This window comes from uncultured Roseicyclus sp. (assembly GCF_937892565.1).
In the GTDB taxonomy this organism is placed as follows: domain Bacteria; phylum Pseudomonadota; class Alphaproteobacteria; order Rhodobacterales; family Rhodobacteraceae; genus Roseicyclus.
The window spans coordinates 18,723-33,172 of record NZ_CALAHQ010000066.1 but is presented as its reverse complement, the minus strand read 5'-3'; the positions used below and the strand labels follow the sequence as shown (position 1 = coordinate 33,172).

Genomic DNA, 14,450 nt, shown 5'->3' with positions numbered 1-14,450 from the left:
TGCGGGCCTAGATCAGATTGCCCTGCGCCGGGCCGGGTGGCGGGGGCATCCCCAGATGCGTCCAGCCCTTGTGTGCCAGCATCCGCCCCCGTGGCGTGCGCGCGATCAGGCCCTGTTGCAGCAGGTAGGGCTCGATCACCTCTTCCAATGTATCGCGGCTTTCCGACAGCGCGGCCGACAGGGTTTCCACCCCCACCGGCCCACCGCCATAGTTCTCGGCGATCAGGCCCAGATAGCGCCGGTCGGCCCCGTCGAGCCCCAGATGATCCACCCCCAGCCGCGTCAGCGCGATGTCGGCGATGGCCTGTGTCAGCCGCCCGTCGCCTTCAACCAGCGCGAAATCGATCACCCGCCGCAAGAGCCGCCCGGCGATGCGCGGCGTGCCGCGCGCGCGACCGGCAATCTCGATCACGCCCTCGGGGTCGGCATCGATGTTCGACAGGCGCGCGCCGCGCGCGACGATGCGGGTCAATTCCTCGGTGGTGTAGAAATGCAACCGTGTCGGGATGCCGAAGCGGTCGCGGAGCGGCGTGGTCAACAGCCCCATCCGCGTCGTGGCACCGACCAGCGTGAAGGGCTGCAACTCGATGCGCACGGTGCGCGCGGCTGGCCCCTCACCGATCACAAGATCCAGCTCGAAATCCTCGAGCGCGGGATAAAGCACCTCTTCCACGGCGGGGTTCAGGCGGTGGATCTCGTCGATGAACAGCACATCGCGCGCTTCCAGATTGGTCAGGATGGCGGCCAGATCGCCCGCCCGCGCCAGCACCGGACCCGAGGTCATGCGAAACCCCACCCCCAGTTCGCGCGCCATGATCTGCGCCAGCGTGGTCTTGCCAAGGCCCGGGGGGCCATGAAACAGGACATGATCCATCGCCTCGCCCCTGCGGCGCGCGCTTTCGATGAATACGCTCAGATTGGCCCGCGCTTCGGCCTGACCGATGAAATCGGACAGCGTCTGCGGACGCAGAGCGCGGTCGACATCTTCGGGCAGGGGCGCAGGGCGCAAGGTTGGATCGGGCTCTGTCATATCGGGCATCTATGGCTGAGCCACGCGGGCCACGCCACCCCCCCTATTGCTTGGGTGCCAAAAGCCTGAGCGCCGCGCGGATCAGCACGGATGCCTCGGCCCCCGGTGCCGCCCCGGCGGCTTCGGCGACGGCGCGCGCCGCCTCGGATGGGGCGTAGCCGAGATTGCTTAATGCCGACAGCGCGTCGGCCTGTGCCGCGCCGCTGGGGGGCAGGGTCGGTTGGGTCTGTCGGACATCGGGCGCGCCGGGTCGGGCCGCATCCTCGACCAGCGGATCGGGCGCGATGCCCGCCGCCTGCCCCATCGTGCCGCCCAAGGCCATGATGCCCGGCGCCTTTTCCTTCAACTCATTGACCACGCGCTGGGCCAGTTTCGGCCCGATACCGGGTGCGGCCTTGACCGACGCCCAATCGCCAATCGCGATGGCGCGCGCCACACCATCGGGGCCCAGCGTGCCCAATATGGCCATCGACGCCTTGGAGCCCACACCCTGAACCGTGATGAGCAAGCGGTGCCATTCGCGCTCATAGGGCGTGAGAAATCCAAAAAGCTGCAACAAATCCTCACGCACCAACAATTCGGTATAGACCGCGGCCATCTGTCCGGCCCCCGGCAGCGCGGCCAAGGTGCGATCCGAGCAATGCACCGTGTAGCCCACACCGCCCACATCGAGCAAAAGATGATCCGCCGCCTTGTAATCCACGCGCCCCGTCAGCTTGCCGATCATGATGCCGCCTCGATCGCCTGGGCAAGCCGATGGGCCGATTGCGCGTGAAAGGCATGGCAAATCGCGACAGCCAGCGCATCGGCGGCATCCGGTCCGGCCGGATCGCAGCCGGGCAATTGCAAGCGCACCATATGATCCACCTGTTGCTTTTCGGCATGCCCCACGCCCACCACCGCCTTTTTCACGGCATTGGGCGCGTATTCCGCCACACGCAACCCGGCCTGCGCGGGCACCAGCATGGCGATACCACGCGCCTGACCCAGCTTGAGCGTGCCAGCCGCATCCTTGTTCACAAAGGTTTGCTCTACCGCCGCCGCCTGTGGCGCATGACAGGCGACAACCGCGCTCAATTGCTGATGCAGCGCCAAAAGCCGCGCCGCCAGATCGCCCGCCCCCGACAGGATCTGACCATTGGCGACATGCCGCAAGCGCGTGCCATCCACATCGATCACCCCCCATCCGAGGCATCTGAGCCCCGGGTCGATCCCGATAATCCGCATCCGCCCGCCCTTGCCCGGAAAACACCGGCCTTATTCGTGACCTTTCTGCACCACTAGCACGAAAGGCGAACATTGCCTAGCGCAAGCGCCCTTGCCCGCGCAGAAAAGCTGTTTGCGATCGATGTCGGAAAAGCGACGCCCAAAACCGCCGCTCCCATCGTCGAAAACGACAGACCTGGCCCGGATTTCACCATAATCTCCAAGGGTTAATGCCGGTTTCTGCGTCATGCACAAAACGCATGTGTCCCATGCAGAAAACGCCGCTTGAATGCCGCTTTCCGGCGATCTAGATGCAGCCTCTGATCAGACGGGCCGAACCGATGTGCGCCCCGTTCCCCGAAAGATGATCATCGCAAGGATACAATCATGGCAATCATCACAACCCGCCCCCTTGGCGCAAGCTCGAGCCTTTCCCGGATGCTGGCTGATGTGTTCGGTCGGATTGCCGCCTGGAACGATGCCCGCGTCACCCGCAAAAGCCTGTCGGTCCTGACCGACCGGGAACTTGATGATCTGGGGCTTGTGCGCGGGGATATCGACGATATCGCGCGCGGCACCTATCGGCGCGACTGACCGCCGCCTGTGGGCGCAACGCGCCACAGGCAAAGCCGCCTCAGCGGCGCAAGGTCAGCGTGGCCCAATCCCCGATCTCGCGGCGGTCGCGCAAGCAAAAGCCCACCCCATGATAGGCAGCCGTGACTTCATCGGCCTGCGCGATCAAGATACCCGACAAGATCACATGCCCCGCTGGGGCAACATGGGTTGCCATCATGGGCGCAAGATCGATCAGCGGCCCCTTGAGGATATTGGCGAAAACCAGATCGAACGGCGCATTTCGGGCCAACTCGGGATGCGCGAACCCCGCCGCCTCCAGACAGGCGACCCGCCCGCCCACGCCATTGGCGGCAGCATTGGCGCATGCCACCTCAACGGCCTGCGGATCAATGTCAGAGGCGACAACCGCCGCATCCGTCGCCTTGGCCGCCGCAATCGCCAAAACAGCCGTGCCGCAACCGATGTCGGCAACGTTGCGCGGCACAACATCGTCGGTCAACAGCATGTCAAATGCATCAAGGCAGCCCTTGGTGGTGCCGTGATGCCCGGTGCCAAAGGCCATGGCCGCTTCGATCAACAGCCCGATCCGATCCGCCGGCAAGGCCGCCGCATCGTGGGATCCGTAGACAAAGAACCGCCCCGCCTCGACAGGGTGCAATTCGCGCCGCACATGCGCGACCCAATCGGTCTCGGGCAGGTCCGACACCGCAAAGGGGCGCGCGCCATGGGCCGCGGCCAGAATGCTCAACGCAATCACATCGGGGGCCACGGAGAAATAGCCCCCGACCTCCCACAGGCCCGATCCATCCTCCAGCTCGAAGATACCGACGCCGGTGGGTTCTGGCTCCAGCGCCTCCAGCGCCGCACCAAGCGCCTCGGCCTTGTCGCTGTCGGGCAATGTGGTCAGCGCTGTCCATGTGGGCATGGGTCAAGATCCCTGTCGCGAAAAATGCTTGGGCGGGACCTACGCGCTTGCGTCACGCTTGGCAACGGCGACGCTACCGGGCGGGCGCTGCAACGCCACCCAACAGCACGGTTTCGCGCCCGCGTTCGGGAAGACGCGGCACCAGACACGCCAGCGCCAGCGATACCGCCGCTGGCGCGCTGAGCCACAGATACCCCCATACCGCGGGCAGGAACACCGCGGCGATGTGGTTGATGGTCAAGGTCAAGGCCATGGCCGCGGTCGGGGCGATATTGCCGGGCGCCGCGATCTTCTGAACACAGGTCTTCATCGCAGGCCACAGCGCAAAGAACAGATGGCTCACCGCATGAAGCGCGCCCGCCATCCAAGGGCCCCAATCGAACAGGTAAAGCCCGGCGTAAGGCACAAAGATCATGCCAAGACCGCTGTTTTCCAGCATCAGCGCCAAAAGCACGCCCGGCCGCCGGCAGACCGATAGCCGCCCTGCTTCGGCCAGAGACAAGGTTTTCAGGGTATCGCCACGCGCCATGGCGCGCCCTTACGCCGCTGTGCCCATGCCATCCCTGCCCACCAGCGTGCAGGCGGGCGGGGCTGCCCCCTGATCATTCCCGAACCGCGCAGGGCGCCAGCGCCCCCGCGCCTGAGACCCGCCAAAGGCGGGGCGAGGCAAAGGCAACGCCGCCGCAGGCGGCACCATTGGATCACCCCTGTTGCGGCTCAACTGGCCAGCACGTTGCGAAAGGCCCAAGGCTCTTCGGGGTCGATATCCTCGGGGAACAGCTCCCACCGATCCTGCAAGGGTGTCCAGTCGGTGTAATGCGCCTCGAGCGGCCCCAGATAGGGGCGCTGCACCTCGAGACAGCGCGCATGATCCATCTCATCGGCCTCGACGATCCCGGCATTGGGGTTTTCCAAGGCCCACACCATTCCCGCCAGAACCGCCGATGTCACCTGAAGGCCGGTGGCGTTCTGATAGGGCGCAAGATCGCGGGCCTCGGTCGTGGACAGCCGCGAGCCATACCAGAGTGCGTTCTTTTCGTGCCCATAGAGCAACACACCCAATTCATCGATGCCTTCGACGATCTCGTCGGCGGTCAGAATGTGGTGCTTGTCCTGCGCGCGCCCTGATCCGAACATCTCGTGCAAGGACAAGACCGCGTCATCGCAGGGGTGATAGGCGTAGTGACAGGTGGGCCGGTATTGAGGATCGGCGCCAGCGCCGACGGTATAGTAATCGGCGATGGAAATCGCCTCGTTATGGGTCACGAGAAAACCGAATTGCGGCCCCGGTGTCGGGCACCAGCTGTGCACGCGGGTGATGGCGCCGGGCCGGTCCAGCCAGATCGCGGCCTGACAGCCGGTGTCATGACGGTAGCCATTTTCGGGGAACCATGGCTCATGGGTGCCCCAGCCCAGCTCGGCGGGCTGGAAACCCTCGGCGATGAAGCCGTCGACCGACCATGTGTTGACGAACACGCCACGCGGGCGCGGCTGGCGGCGGGCCTGGGTGTCGCGTTCGGCGATATGCACGCCCTTGACGCCCAGCGCCTGCATCAACCCGGCCCAGCCCGCGCGGTCGCGTGGCACGGCCACCGACCGACCGGTGTCTTTCGCCAAGGTCAGCAACGCGTCCTTGACAAACCACGACACCATCCCCGGATTGGCCCCACAGCAACTGACCGCAGTGGTACCGCCGGGATGGCGCATCTTTTCATCGCGCACCGCCTGGCGCAGCGCATAATTGGTCCGCGCCGCATTGTCGGCGGTGCCGAAATAATACCCTGCCCATGGCTCGACGACCGTGTCGATGTAAGGCACCCCGATCTCGCGACAAAACCGCATCAGATCGAGCGAGGACGCATCGACGCTGAGATTGACGCAAAAACCCCGGCCCGGCTCCAGAAGCCGCCCCAGAACAGCGCGGTGGTTTTCGGGCGTCAGGGCATCGCGCACATGGGTAATCCGATGCTGGCGCAGGAAATTGGCCCGTGCGGGATCGGGTTCGATCACCACAAGCCTGTCGGCATCATAGTCGAAATGGCGTTCGATCAGCGGCCAGGTGCCTTTGCCGATCGAGCCAAATCCGATGATCACGATGGGTCCGTCAATGCGGCCATAGACGGGATGGGTCTGCACCATGCGGGCCTCCTGTCAGGTTACCAAGCAAACAAATGGGCCGCGCCATAGTGGCACGGCCCATGACAATCGCGTGCAGAAAATTCAGTTCTGCGCGTAGTATTCGATGATGAGCTTGGGTTCCATCACGACCGGATACGGCACATCGCCAAGACCCGGGGTGCGCACGAAGGTTGCGATCATCTTTGAGTGATCGACTTCGATGTAATCGGGAACGTCACGCTCGGCCAGCTGTGCGGCTTCCAGCACGAAGGCCAGTTGCTTGGATTTCTGCCGCACCTCGATCACATCACCATCCTTGACGCGGTAAGAGGGGATGTTGACCCGCTGACCGTTCACGGTGACATGGCCGTGGTTGACGAACTGACGGGCGGCAAAGACGGTCGCCACGAATTTCGCGCGATACACGACCGCATCCAAGCGGCGCTCGAGCAGACCGATCAAAAGCTCACCGGTATCCCCGCGGCGGCGTTCAGCTTCGGTATAGATGCGGCGGAACTGCTTTTCGGTCAGGTCGCCGTAATAGCCCTTGAGCTTCTGCTTTGCGCGCAGTTGCAGACCGAAATCCGAAACCTTGCCTTTGCGGCGCTGACCATGCTGGCCGGGGCCATATTCGCGCTTGTTGAGGGGGGATTTGGGACGACCCCAGATGTTTTCGCCCATCCGGCGGTCAATTTTATACTTGGCAGAGGTGCGTTTGGTCACCGTCTGATCTCCTCTTCGTTGTTCGAGAGGGCGTTGTCCTTTCCCCGGATTTTGCCGGGGCGACAGGCATTCCCTTGCGGGGGCCACCAACACCAATAGGAATCCCCGCCCATCACGGGCCGAGGACAAGCCGCGTCTCTAGGGGCAACCCGACAGCGTGTCAATGCCGGGCAAGCGGCGGCGCTTGACGCGTCAGCGCGCGGGATTTGGACGGAAGCGGAGGCGCCACACCTGCGTCGCATTCGACGGGGCCGGGTGCGGCACCCGCCGGGCTGCGTCAGAACCGCCGCATCAGGCTGATCGTTCCAAGAAACTGGCCTTCGGTCTGGGCAGAAAATTCCTCGGACATGTAGGTCAGACCATAAAACAGGTTCCGGTTGGCGAAACCGTAATTTGCCCCCGCCCGCAGCCGGTAACGCATGGGTTCCACCGTATAACCCCGGCTTTCCGGCAAAAAGATCGAACGCGCCACAAATGCCACATCCGCCCCCGCAAGAAAGGACCAGCCGCCATCGGCAATGGTGGAAATCGACGCGATCCGCTGGCCGGTGATCGGTTCGCGGATGCGCAATCCGCCCTGTCCCAAACCGCCAACAGTCAGATCGGCCCCCACCCGCAACAGGTTTTCAACCCCGGCCTGCACTTCGAAAAACGGGCGCAGTTCGCCCCAGCCGATCGCCAAGGTCTTGGCCAGTTCCCCCGTGCCGTGCAGATAGATGCCATCGTCGACCTGATGGTCTTCGACATTGACCTCTGATTCGCCCAGCCAATCGTAGATGTTGGCTTGCAACCGGCGCACGCCGGACTGCTCGCCAGTGATGACCAGATCGGCCCCGGCCGTCACCTCGAACCCACGCCACGCCAGATGGGTATGCGCACCCGCCCAAAGGCTGCCCGCGAAGAGCCGATCATCGGAATCGGGCCTCCTGAGGTTATCTGGCGCCATCACCTCAAGGCGAAAGCGGTACTCGATGATCTCGAAGGGCAGCATCGGCAGCGAACCCGACCAGCTTTCGCCGCGCACCGCATGGACCCCGACACCGGCGCTGCGCCAGCGATCGTTCGCGCCGTCGCTTGGAAATTTGACGATACCGTCACCGATGCCGTCGTTCGCAAAGAACGATGTCAATCCCAAAGTCTTGTGCCCGTCTTGGGCAGCGGCAGTTTGGGCAATCACCCCCAAGCAAAGAAAAGCCGCCCCAAAAAGACGCGAAATCGACATCATTGATACACCCTGCGCGCCGGCGCCGTCGCGCCACCCTAAAATTACCGTTAATTATCGCATGAAATAAGGCAAGAATGTGGCAAAGCGGACCCGCCCGTCAGCTGCATTTCGAATAACCACAGCTGTTGCAGGTTAGACATCCCTCAGCCATGCGCATGTCATATTGCCCGCACGACGGACAGGCCGGGCCGGGCTTGTGGCCCAGATTGACCACCTCGGCCTGCGGGTCGGATTTCAGGCCCATCCCCTCGCCCGCGATGAACCCGATCGAGACCATGTGCCGTTCGATCACACCGCCGATGGCCGCAAGGATCGAGGGCACATATTTGCCGTTCATCCACGCGCCCCCGCGCGGATCGAACACGGCTTTCAGTTCCTCGACCACGAAACTCACATCGCCGCCGCGCCGGAACACCGCAGAGATCATCCGCGTCAGCGCCACGGTCCAGGCGAAATGTTCCATGTTCTTGGAATTGATGAACACCTCAAAGGGGCGGCGGTGGCCGGCCAGAACGATATCGTTGATGGTGATATAGAGCGCATGTTCACTGTCGGGCCATTTGACCTTGTAGGTATGCCCCTCAAGGGCCGCAGGCCGATCCAGGGGCTCTGACATATAGATGACCTCGCCACGGGCGGCCTCGCTTGCGGCGGATGCTTCGGGGCGGGCCTCGGCCTCGGATACGGTCAGGACACTTCCCGTGACGTCATTGGGCCGATAGGTCGTGCATCCCTTGCAGCCGCTGGCATAGGCGGCGGCATAGACATCCTTGAAGCTTTCGAAATCGATATCGGCGGGCACGTTGATGGTTTTGGAAATCGAGCTGTCGATCCACGGCTGGGCGGCGGCCTGCATGCGCACATGATCAAGCGGCGCAAGCGTCTGGGCGGTGACGAAATGATCGGGCAAGGGCGCGCTGGCCATCCGCGCGCGCCACAGCGCCACGGCATAATCCACCACCTCTTCCTCGGTGCGGGTGCCATCGGGCTGCAGCACCTTGCGGGTGTAGGAATTGGCAAAGATCGGCTCGATCCCCGACGACACATTCCCCGCAAACAGCGAAATCGTGCCCGTCGGCGCGATCGACGTCAAAAGCGCATTGCGAAGCCCGTGCCGGGCGATCAGCGCCTGCACATCAGGCTCAAGCCGCAAGATCATCGGCGCCTTGGCGTAAGCCGCCGCGTCATAAAGCGGGAACGCCCCCTTTTCAGCCGCCAGCAGCGCCGAGGCGCGATAGCTGGCATTGGCAATCAGACGCAACCATTCGCCCGTCATTTCGACCGCAGCGTCCGAGCCATAGCGCAGACCCACCATCGCCAGCGCATCGGCCAGACCCGTGACACCCAGCCCGATCCGCCGCTTGGCGCGCGCTTCTGCGGCCTGCGCCTCGAGCGGAAAGCGCGAGGCATCGACGACATTGTCCATCATCCGCACCGCCAGTGCGACCAGATCGGACAGGCGGCCGGCATCGATCCGGGCATCGGGGCCAAAAGCCCCCTCGACCAGCCGCGACAGGTTGATCGACCCCAACAAACAGGCCCCATAGGGCGGCAAGGGCTGTTCACCACAGGGGTTGGTCGCCGCGATCGTCTCGACATAGTTGAGATTGTTCTCGGCATTGATGCGGTCGATGAAGATCACGCCGGGTTCGGCATAATCATAGGTCGCGCGCATGATCTTGTTCCACAAATCGCGCGCCTGAACGGTGCGATAGACGCGGCCCCCGAAGACCAGCTCCCACGGGCCATCGGCGGCGACCGCCTCCATGAAGGGGTCGGTGACCAGCACGGACACGTTGAACATCCTGAGCCGCGCGGGATCGGATTTGGCGGCGATGAACGCCTCGATATCGGGGTGATCGCAGCGCAAGGTCGCCATCATCGCGCCGCGACGGCTGCCTGCCGACATGATCGTGCGGCACATCGCATCCCAGACATCCATGAAGGAAAGCGGCCCGGATGCATCGGCGGCAACCCCCAGCACCTCGGCCCCCTTGGGCCGGATGGTCGAGAAATCATAGCCGATGCCGCCGCCCTGCTGCATGGTCAGCGCCGCCTCGCGCAGATTGTCGAAAATGCCGCCCATGCTGTCGGGCACCGTGCCCATGACGAAACAGTTGAACAGCGTCACCGACCGCGCCGTGCCAGCCCCCGCCACGATCCGGCCCGCAGGCAGGTATTTGAAATCCTCGAGCGCGGTGTAAAACCGATCTTCCCATTCCGCGGTGTCATGTTCGACCGAGGCCAGCGCGCGGGCGATGCGGCGCCAGGTATCCTCGACCGATTGGTCCAGCGGCATGCCATCCGCCTGTTTCAAACGGTATTTCATGTCCCAGATTTGCTCGGCAATGGGGGCAGCGAAACGCGACATGGCAAGTGGCTCCTTTGGGAAGATGTGCTACATAGCCCGACCCGTGCGATCCTTCAACAGATTGCAGCGGCGCGTGAACGTCCTACGATATGCGGTAGGGTTTCGGGAATCTGTGGAGCAAGCTGTGGGTAAGTCGGGGACAATCCATCTGATCAAGCTGTGCGTCGGCGCCGAACGGGTCGAAGACCTGACCGATTGGCAGGCAACAGCCCGCGCAAAGGGGCCCGATGGCCTGCCGCGCCACATCACCCGCATGTGGCCCAAACGCGCGGGCGAGGTGCTGAATGGCGGCGCGCTCTATTGGGTGTTCAAGGGGCTGGTGCTGTGCCGGCAGCCGATCTTGCGGCTTGATGAGATCACCGGTCACGACGGCATCATGCGGTGTGGCATCGTCCTGAACCCGCAAGTGATCCGCGTGGCTGCCACGGCCAGGCGCCCCTTTCAGGGCTGGCGCTATCTGTCACCCGAAGATGCGCCGCGCGACCTGCCCAAGGGCCGCGAAACCGAAGAGGCCCTGCCCCAGTCGCTGCAAACGGCGTTGGCGGAAATCGGCGTGCTCTAGCTGCGGCTTGTGATGCGGGCGTTCACGCTGTTGACGGCGGCAAGGCCGTTGCGGGCCGAACATGGTCTTGATCGGCTCAACCAGTCACGCCATGGCGTCAAGCCTGCGTTGCGCGCCGCAGGGGCAAGTTGGGCGCGCCCTCGGGCCCATGTGCGAAGCCCGGCCTGGATCAAGCGGTTTGCCTTTGGGTGCAGGGTCGGCTGACGCTGTGGCGGATGCGAGGGCAGCACAGCGCAGGCAGCAAGAAACCATCATGGTCTTCTTTCGCCCGCTCGCCGCCAGCACCGCCACACAGGCCAGCCGCCTCGTGTCAACAACCGGGACAGGGGCCAAGTTCCATCCCGGGCCAGCGTTGCGGCAACCCGTCCGGGTGCCGCTGACGCAGCGTCAGGGCCGGGGCGGCCCTCAGGCTGCGCCGATGCGGGCGACCAGATCGGCCAGTGCCGCTTTTTCGACCGCGCCCCAGTCTGCGCCGCGCGCGCGAAACAGCGTCGCCTCGGACCGGTGGATAAGCCCATCCTCAAGGATTTTCAGGTGATTGGCACGCAGCGTCTCACCGGTAGAGGTGATGTCGGCAATCGCCTCGGCGGTGCCATGGGCCACGGTGCCTTCGGTGGCACCCTGGCTGTCGACCAATTGATAATCGGCCACCCCCGCCTCGCGCAGGAAATCGCGCACAAGGCGGTGGTATTTCGTGGCAACCCGCAGCCGAAAGCCATGCTGGCGCCGAAAGGCGGCCGCCACGGCATCCAGATCGTCCAGCGTGGCGACATCGATCCAGAAGGCGGGCACGGCGATCACCAGATCGGCATGACCAAAGCCCATCGGCGCCACCACTTCGACCGTCTGATCCCAGGCGGGGATGCGTTCTTGCACAAGATCGGATCCCGTGACGCCCAGATGGATGCGCCCCGCGGCCAGTTCGCGCGGGATCTCGCCCGCCGACAGCAGCATCAATTCCACATCCACGCCATCAACGGCGGCGGCATATTCGCGCTCGGACCCGGTGCGGCGCATCTCGACCCCGCGCTCGGCGAACCAGCCAAAGGTTTTCTCCATCAGCCGCCCCTTGGACGGCACAGCCAAACGGATCGTCATGGCGCCCCTCCCGCGGCCAGCCGCAGCACCAGTTCCGGCCGGATCACACCGCCCACCGCCGGAATGGCGCGCCCCGCCCCCAAAATCCGCGTCAGCGCATCATAGCGCCCGCCCGATGCCACCAGCGGCAGATCGGGTCGGGTCGGCACCAGAAACCCGAAGACGAAACCGTCATAGTATTCCATCGTGGTGCGCCCAAAGCTTGCCTCGAACGGCAGATGGGCGACATCGACACCGGCGGCGCCAAGCGCCTGCATCCGCGCCTCGAGCCGGTCAACGGCGGGCTGCAACCCCGGCAGATCGACACAGATATCGCGCAATTGTTCATGGGCGTCCGGCATCATCGCCTTGAGGGTCAGGATCGCGCTCAGCACCTCGGCCTGAGGGGCGGGGATGGGCGGGGTGGCGGCATCGGCGAGCAGCGCCTCGAGCCGCTCGGTCACCTCTTGGCGGGCGCGCAGGCCGATCTCGGGCCCGGCCTTGGCCATCAAGCCCTCGCCGCCCTTGGCCGCCATCGCCGCAATCAGGGCCGCGCGCGCGGGCGGTGCAGGTTGCTTGCCGGTAAACCGGTCGATCAGCGCGCGAAACCGACGCGGCCGCCAGATATGCCGGCGCAGCGCGGCCTTGCGCGCCTCCGACGTGGCCAGCGTGTCGATGGCCGCCGACACAATGCTGATATCACCGGTCACCGCACGCAGATCAAGCGCGCCCAGCGCACGGGCAAACAGCGCGAAGACTTCGGCGTCGGCGCGGGTGGGGTCGGCGCGGTCAAAGACCTCATAGCCCACCTGAAGGTATTCGCTGGGCCGCCCGGAACCGGCGGCCTGGGTGCGAAACACCTCGCCCTGATAGCAATAGCGAGCGGGGTCGGCGCCGCCCTGCATGTGCATCTGCACCACCGGCACGGTGAAATCGGGGCGCAGCATCAATTCGCCCCGGTCGGGGTCATGGGTCACATAGGCGCGCGCGCGGATATCCTCGCCATAGAGATCCAGAAGCGTTTCGGCGGGCAGCAGCAGATCGGCCTCGACGGGTGTGGCGCCCGCCGCGACAAAAAGGGCCAAAAGCCGCGCCGCCTCGGCCCGGAGGGCGGATTTCCCGCTCACCTGTGGCGATCCAGAATGGCGCGGGTCCGGGCCACCAGATCGGCCAGCGGCACCTCAACCTGCGCGGGCTGGGATTTCCATTCTTCCAGCGTCGCCTCCCCGGCCAGCTTGGCGCCAAGGATCAGATCCTTGATCTGCACCACGCCGCGCGCGGCCTCGTCACCGCCCTGAATGATGGCCACGGGCGACCCGCGCTTGTCGGCATATTTGAGCTGGTTGCCGAAATTCCTGGGGTTGCCCAGATAGACCTCGGCGCGGATACCCGCCGCGCGCAGATCCGCCGCCATGCGCTGATAATCGGCCATGCGGTCGCGATCCATCACGGTGACGATGACGGGGCCCTGGGTTGCACCCGACAGCCGCCCCTTGGCGCGCAGCGCGGCCAGCAGGCGATCCACCCCGATGGAAACACCCGTGGCAGGCACCTCCTGCCCCGTGAAGCGCTTGACCAGATCATCATAGCGCCCGCCCCCCGCCACGCTGCCGAACTGGCGCGGACGGCCCTTTTCGTCGAGGATTTCAAAGGTCAGTTCCGCCTCATAGACCGGGCCGGTGTAATAGCCCAAGCCCCGCACGACCGACGGATCGATCACGATGCGGTCGGGGCCATAGCCCTGGGCGGCGAGGAGGTCGGCGATCGTTTCCAACTCGGCCACGCCTTCGCGCCCGATGTCGGAGCCCGCGACCAGGTCGTGCAGCCGCGCCACTGTCTGGGCGGCGGTGTCGCGGCGCGCGGCCATGAAGCCCATGATCACATCGGCCTGCTCTGCCGACAGACCGGCGCCTTGGGTGAAATCGCCGCTGTCATCCTTGCGGCCCGCGCCCATCAACGCGCGCACGCCCGCTTCGCCCAGACGGTCAAGCTTGTCGATGGCGCGCAGCACGATGCCGCGTTCATGGTCCTTGTCATCGCCCGACAGCCCCGCGACCTCGAGCACGCCGTTCAGCACCTTGCGGTTGTTGATCCGCACGATGTAGTCGCCCCGCTCGATCCCCACGGCCTCGAGCGCCTCGGCCAGCATGGCGCAGATCTCGGCATCGGCGGCCACGGATGCCGCGCCAACGGTATCCGCATCGCATTGGTAGAACTGCCGGAAGCGGCCCGGCCCCGGCTTTTCGTTGCGCCACACAGGGCCCATGGCATAGCGGCGATAGGGGCTGGGCAGGTCGTTGCGGTATTGCGCGGCCACACGCGCCAAGGGCGCGGTCATGTCATAGCGCAGCGCCAGCCATGTGCCGCCCTCGCCCTCGTCCTCCTGCCAGGAAAAGACCCCGGCATTGGGCCGGTCGACATCCGGCAGGAATTTGCCCAGCGCCTCGACGGTTTCGACGGCGGCGGTTTCCAGCGGGTCAAAGCCATGAGCGTGATAGACGCGCGCGATGGCATCGAGCATCTGCTGGCGTTCCAGCACCTCGGCGCCGAAATAGTCGCGGAACCCTTTGGGCGGCTCTGCCTTGGGGCGGGGCTGTTTGCGATCTTGGGCCATGGGCGGCATATCCCTTGGGTCGG

At 64.9% G+C, this 14,450-nt stretch carries 14 protein-coding genes; 2 read left to right on the top strand and 12 right to left on the bottom strand.

All coding sequences use genetic code 11. The annotated features are described in order from the left end of the window. Positions 1–7: 7 nt before the first annotated feature. From ruvB to ruvC, 3 genes are read right to left on the bottom strand one after another with little or no spacing between them, the layout of a single operon-like run. The gene (ruvB, locus tag Q0094_RS08405) at positions 8–1,030 is read right to left on the bottom strand and encodes a Holliday junction branch migration DNA helicase RuvB (protein ID WP_297618240.1); all 1,023 of its coding nucleotides are present in this window, start codon (positions 1,028–1,030) and stop codon (positions 8–10) included. Between the two features lie 43 nt (positions 1,031–1,073). After that, entirely contained in the window at positions 1,074–1,757 is a 684-nt protein-coding gene (gene ruvA / locus Q0094_RS08400) for a Holliday junction branch migration protein RuvA (protein ID WP_297617730.1), read from the bottom strand. Further along, positions 1,754–2,257, bottom strand: a complete 504-nt coding sequence (gene ruvC / locus Q0094_RS08395) for a crossover junction endodeoxyribonuclease RuvC (protein WP_297617727.1) — start codon at positions 2,255–2,257, stop codon at positions 1,754–1,756. Before ruvC ends, ruvA begins: the two co-directional genes overlap by 4 nt. A 366-nt stretch (positions 2,258–2,623) precedes the next feature. On the opposite strand from ruvC, the gene Q0094_RS08390 reads away from it, so the two are divergent. Beyond that, positions 2,624–2,830, top strand: coding sequence for a DUF1127 domain-containing protein (locus Q0094_RS08390; RefSeq protein WP_297617724.1), 207 nt, complete (start codon positions 2,624–2,626; stop codon positions 2,828–2,830). Positions 2,831–2,870: 40 nt separating this feature from the next. On the opposite strand, the gene Q0094_RS08385 is transcribed toward Q0094_RS08390, so the two are convergent. The 6 genes from Q0094_RS08385 to Q0094_RS08360 all read right to left on the bottom strand — a co-directional run bounded on the left by Q0094_RS08385 (position 2,871) and on the right by Q0094_RS08360 (position 10,174). Next, positions 2,871–3,737, bottom strand: a complete 867-nt coding sequence (locus Q0094_RS08385; protein ID WP_297617721.1) for a 50S ribosomal protein L11 methyltransferase — start codon at positions 3,735–3,737, stop codon at positions 2,871–2,873. A 73-nt stretch (positions 3,738–3,810) separates the two neighbouring features. Beyond that, the gene (locus Q0094_RS08380) at positions 3,811–4,266 is read right to left on the bottom strand and encodes a hypothetical protein (protein WP_297617718.1); all 456 of its coding nucleotides are present in this window, start codon (positions 4,264–4,266) and stop codon (positions 3,811–3,813) included. 188 nt (positions 4,267–4,454) lie between these two features. Then, positions 4,455–5,876, bottom strand: coding sequence for a saccharopine dehydrogenase C-terminal domain-containing protein (locus tag Q0094_RS08375; RefSeq protein WP_297617715.1), 1,422 nt, complete (start codon positions 5,874–5,876; stop codon positions 4,455–4,457). An 81-nt stretch (positions 5,877–5,957) separates the two neighbouring features. Further along, entirely contained in the window at positions 5,958–6,578 is a 621-nt protein-coding gene (gene rpsD / locus Q0094_RS08370) for a 30S ribosomal protein S4 (protein WP_297617712.1), read from the bottom strand. 277 nt (positions 6,579–6,855) lie between these two features. Further along, positions 6,856–7,800 (bottom strand): lipid A-modifier LpxR family protein, encoded by a 945-nt coding sequence (locus tag Q0094_RS08365; protein WP_366940244.1) that lies wholly within the window; start codon positions 7,798–7,800, stop codon positions 6,856–6,858. Between the two features lie 100 nt (positions 7,801–7,900). Beyond that, complete coding sequence (locus Q0094_RS08360) at positions 7,901–10,174, bottom strand: adenosylcobalamin-dependent ribonucleoside-diphosphate reductase (RefSeq protein WP_297617707.1); 2,274 nt, start codon at positions 10,172–10,174, stop codon at positions 7,901–7,903. 124 nt (positions 10,175–10,298) lie between these two features. On the opposite strand from Q0094_RS08360, the gene Q0094_RS08355 reads away from it, so the two are divergent. Further along, positions 10,299–10,736, top strand: coding sequence for a DUF1489 domain-containing protein (locus Q0094_RS08355; protein WP_297617704.1), 438 nt, complete (start codon positions 10,299–10,301; stop codon positions 10,734–10,736). Between the two features lie 405 nt (positions 10,737–11,141). On the opposite strand, the gene hisG is transcribed toward Q0094_RS08355, so the two are convergent. The 3 genes from hisG to hisS are packed head-to-tail and all read right to left on the bottom strand — an operon-like array spanning position 11,142 to position 14,427. Beyond that, positions 11,142–11,834 carry an ATP phosphoribosyltransferase gene (hisG, locus tag Q0094_RS08350; RefSeq protein WP_297617701.1) on the bottom strand — a complete coding sequence of 231 codons (693 nt, stop codon included), beginning with the start codon at positions 11,832–11,834 and terminating at the stop codon, positions 11,142–11,144. Then, a complete protein-coding gene (locus Q0094_RS08345) occupies positions 11,831–12,940 on the bottom strand; it encodes an ATP phosphoribosyltransferase regulatory subunit (protein WP_297617698.1) in 1,110 nt (369 codons plus the stop codon). Before Q0094_RS08345 ends, hisG begins: the two co-directional genes overlap by 4 nt. Continuing rightward, positions 12,937–14,427, bottom strand: coding sequence for a histidine--tRNA ligase (gene hisS, locus Q0094_RS08340; protein WP_297617695.1), 1,491 nt, complete (start codon positions 14,425–14,427; stop codon positions 12,937–12,939). Before hisS ends, Q0094_RS08345 begins: the two co-directional genes overlap by 4 nt. Positions 14,428–14,450 lie beyond the last annotated feature (23 nt).

Excerpts from the sequence above, each read along its gene's own strand:
- ruvB (WP_297618240.1), bottom strand. The coding sequence starts at position 1,030 with ATGACAGAGCCCGATCCAACCTTGCGCCCTGCGCCCCTGCCCGAAGAT.
- ruvA (WP_297617730.1), bottom strand. The coding sequence starts at position 1,757 with ATGATCGGCAAGCTGACGGGGCGCGTGGATTACAAGGCGGCGGATCAT.
- ruvC (WP_297617727.1), bottom strand. The coding sequence starts at position 2,257 with ATGCGGATTATCGGGATCGACCCGGGGCTCAGATGCCTCGGATGGGGG.
- Q0094_RS08390 (WP_297617724.1), top strand. The coding sequence starts at position 2,624 with ATGGCAATCATCACAACCCGCCCCCTTGGCGCAAGCTCGAGCCTTTCC.
- Q0094_RS08385 (WP_297617721.1), bottom strand. The coding sequence starts at position 3,737 with ATGCCCACATGGACAGCGCTGACCACATTGCCCGACAGCGACAAGGCC.
- Q0094_RS08380 (WP_297617718.1), bottom strand. The coding sequence starts at position 4,266 with ATGGCGCGTGGCGATACCCTGAAAACCTTGTCTCTGGCCGAAGCAGGG.
- Q0094_RS08375 (WP_297617715.1), bottom strand. The coding sequence starts at position 5,876 with ATGGTGCAGACCCATCCCGTCTATGGCCGCATTGACGGACCCATCGTG.
- Q0094_RS08365 (WP_366940244.1), bottom strand. The coding sequence starts at position 7,800 with ATGTCGATTTCGCGTCTTTTTGGGGCGGCTTTTCTTTGCTTGGGGGTG.
- Q0094_RS08360 (WP_297617707.1), bottom strand. The coding sequence starts at position 10,174 with ATGTCGCGTTTCGCTGCCCCCATTGCCGAGCAAATCTGGGACATGAAA.
- hisG (WP_297617701.1), bottom strand. The coding sequence starts at position 11,834 with ATGACGATCCGTTTGGCTGTGCCGTCCAAGGGGCGGCTGATGGAGAAA.
- hisS (WP_297617695.1), bottom strand. The coding sequence starts at position 14,427 with ATGGCCCAAGATCGCAAACAGCCCCGCCCCAAGGCAGAGCCGCCCAAA.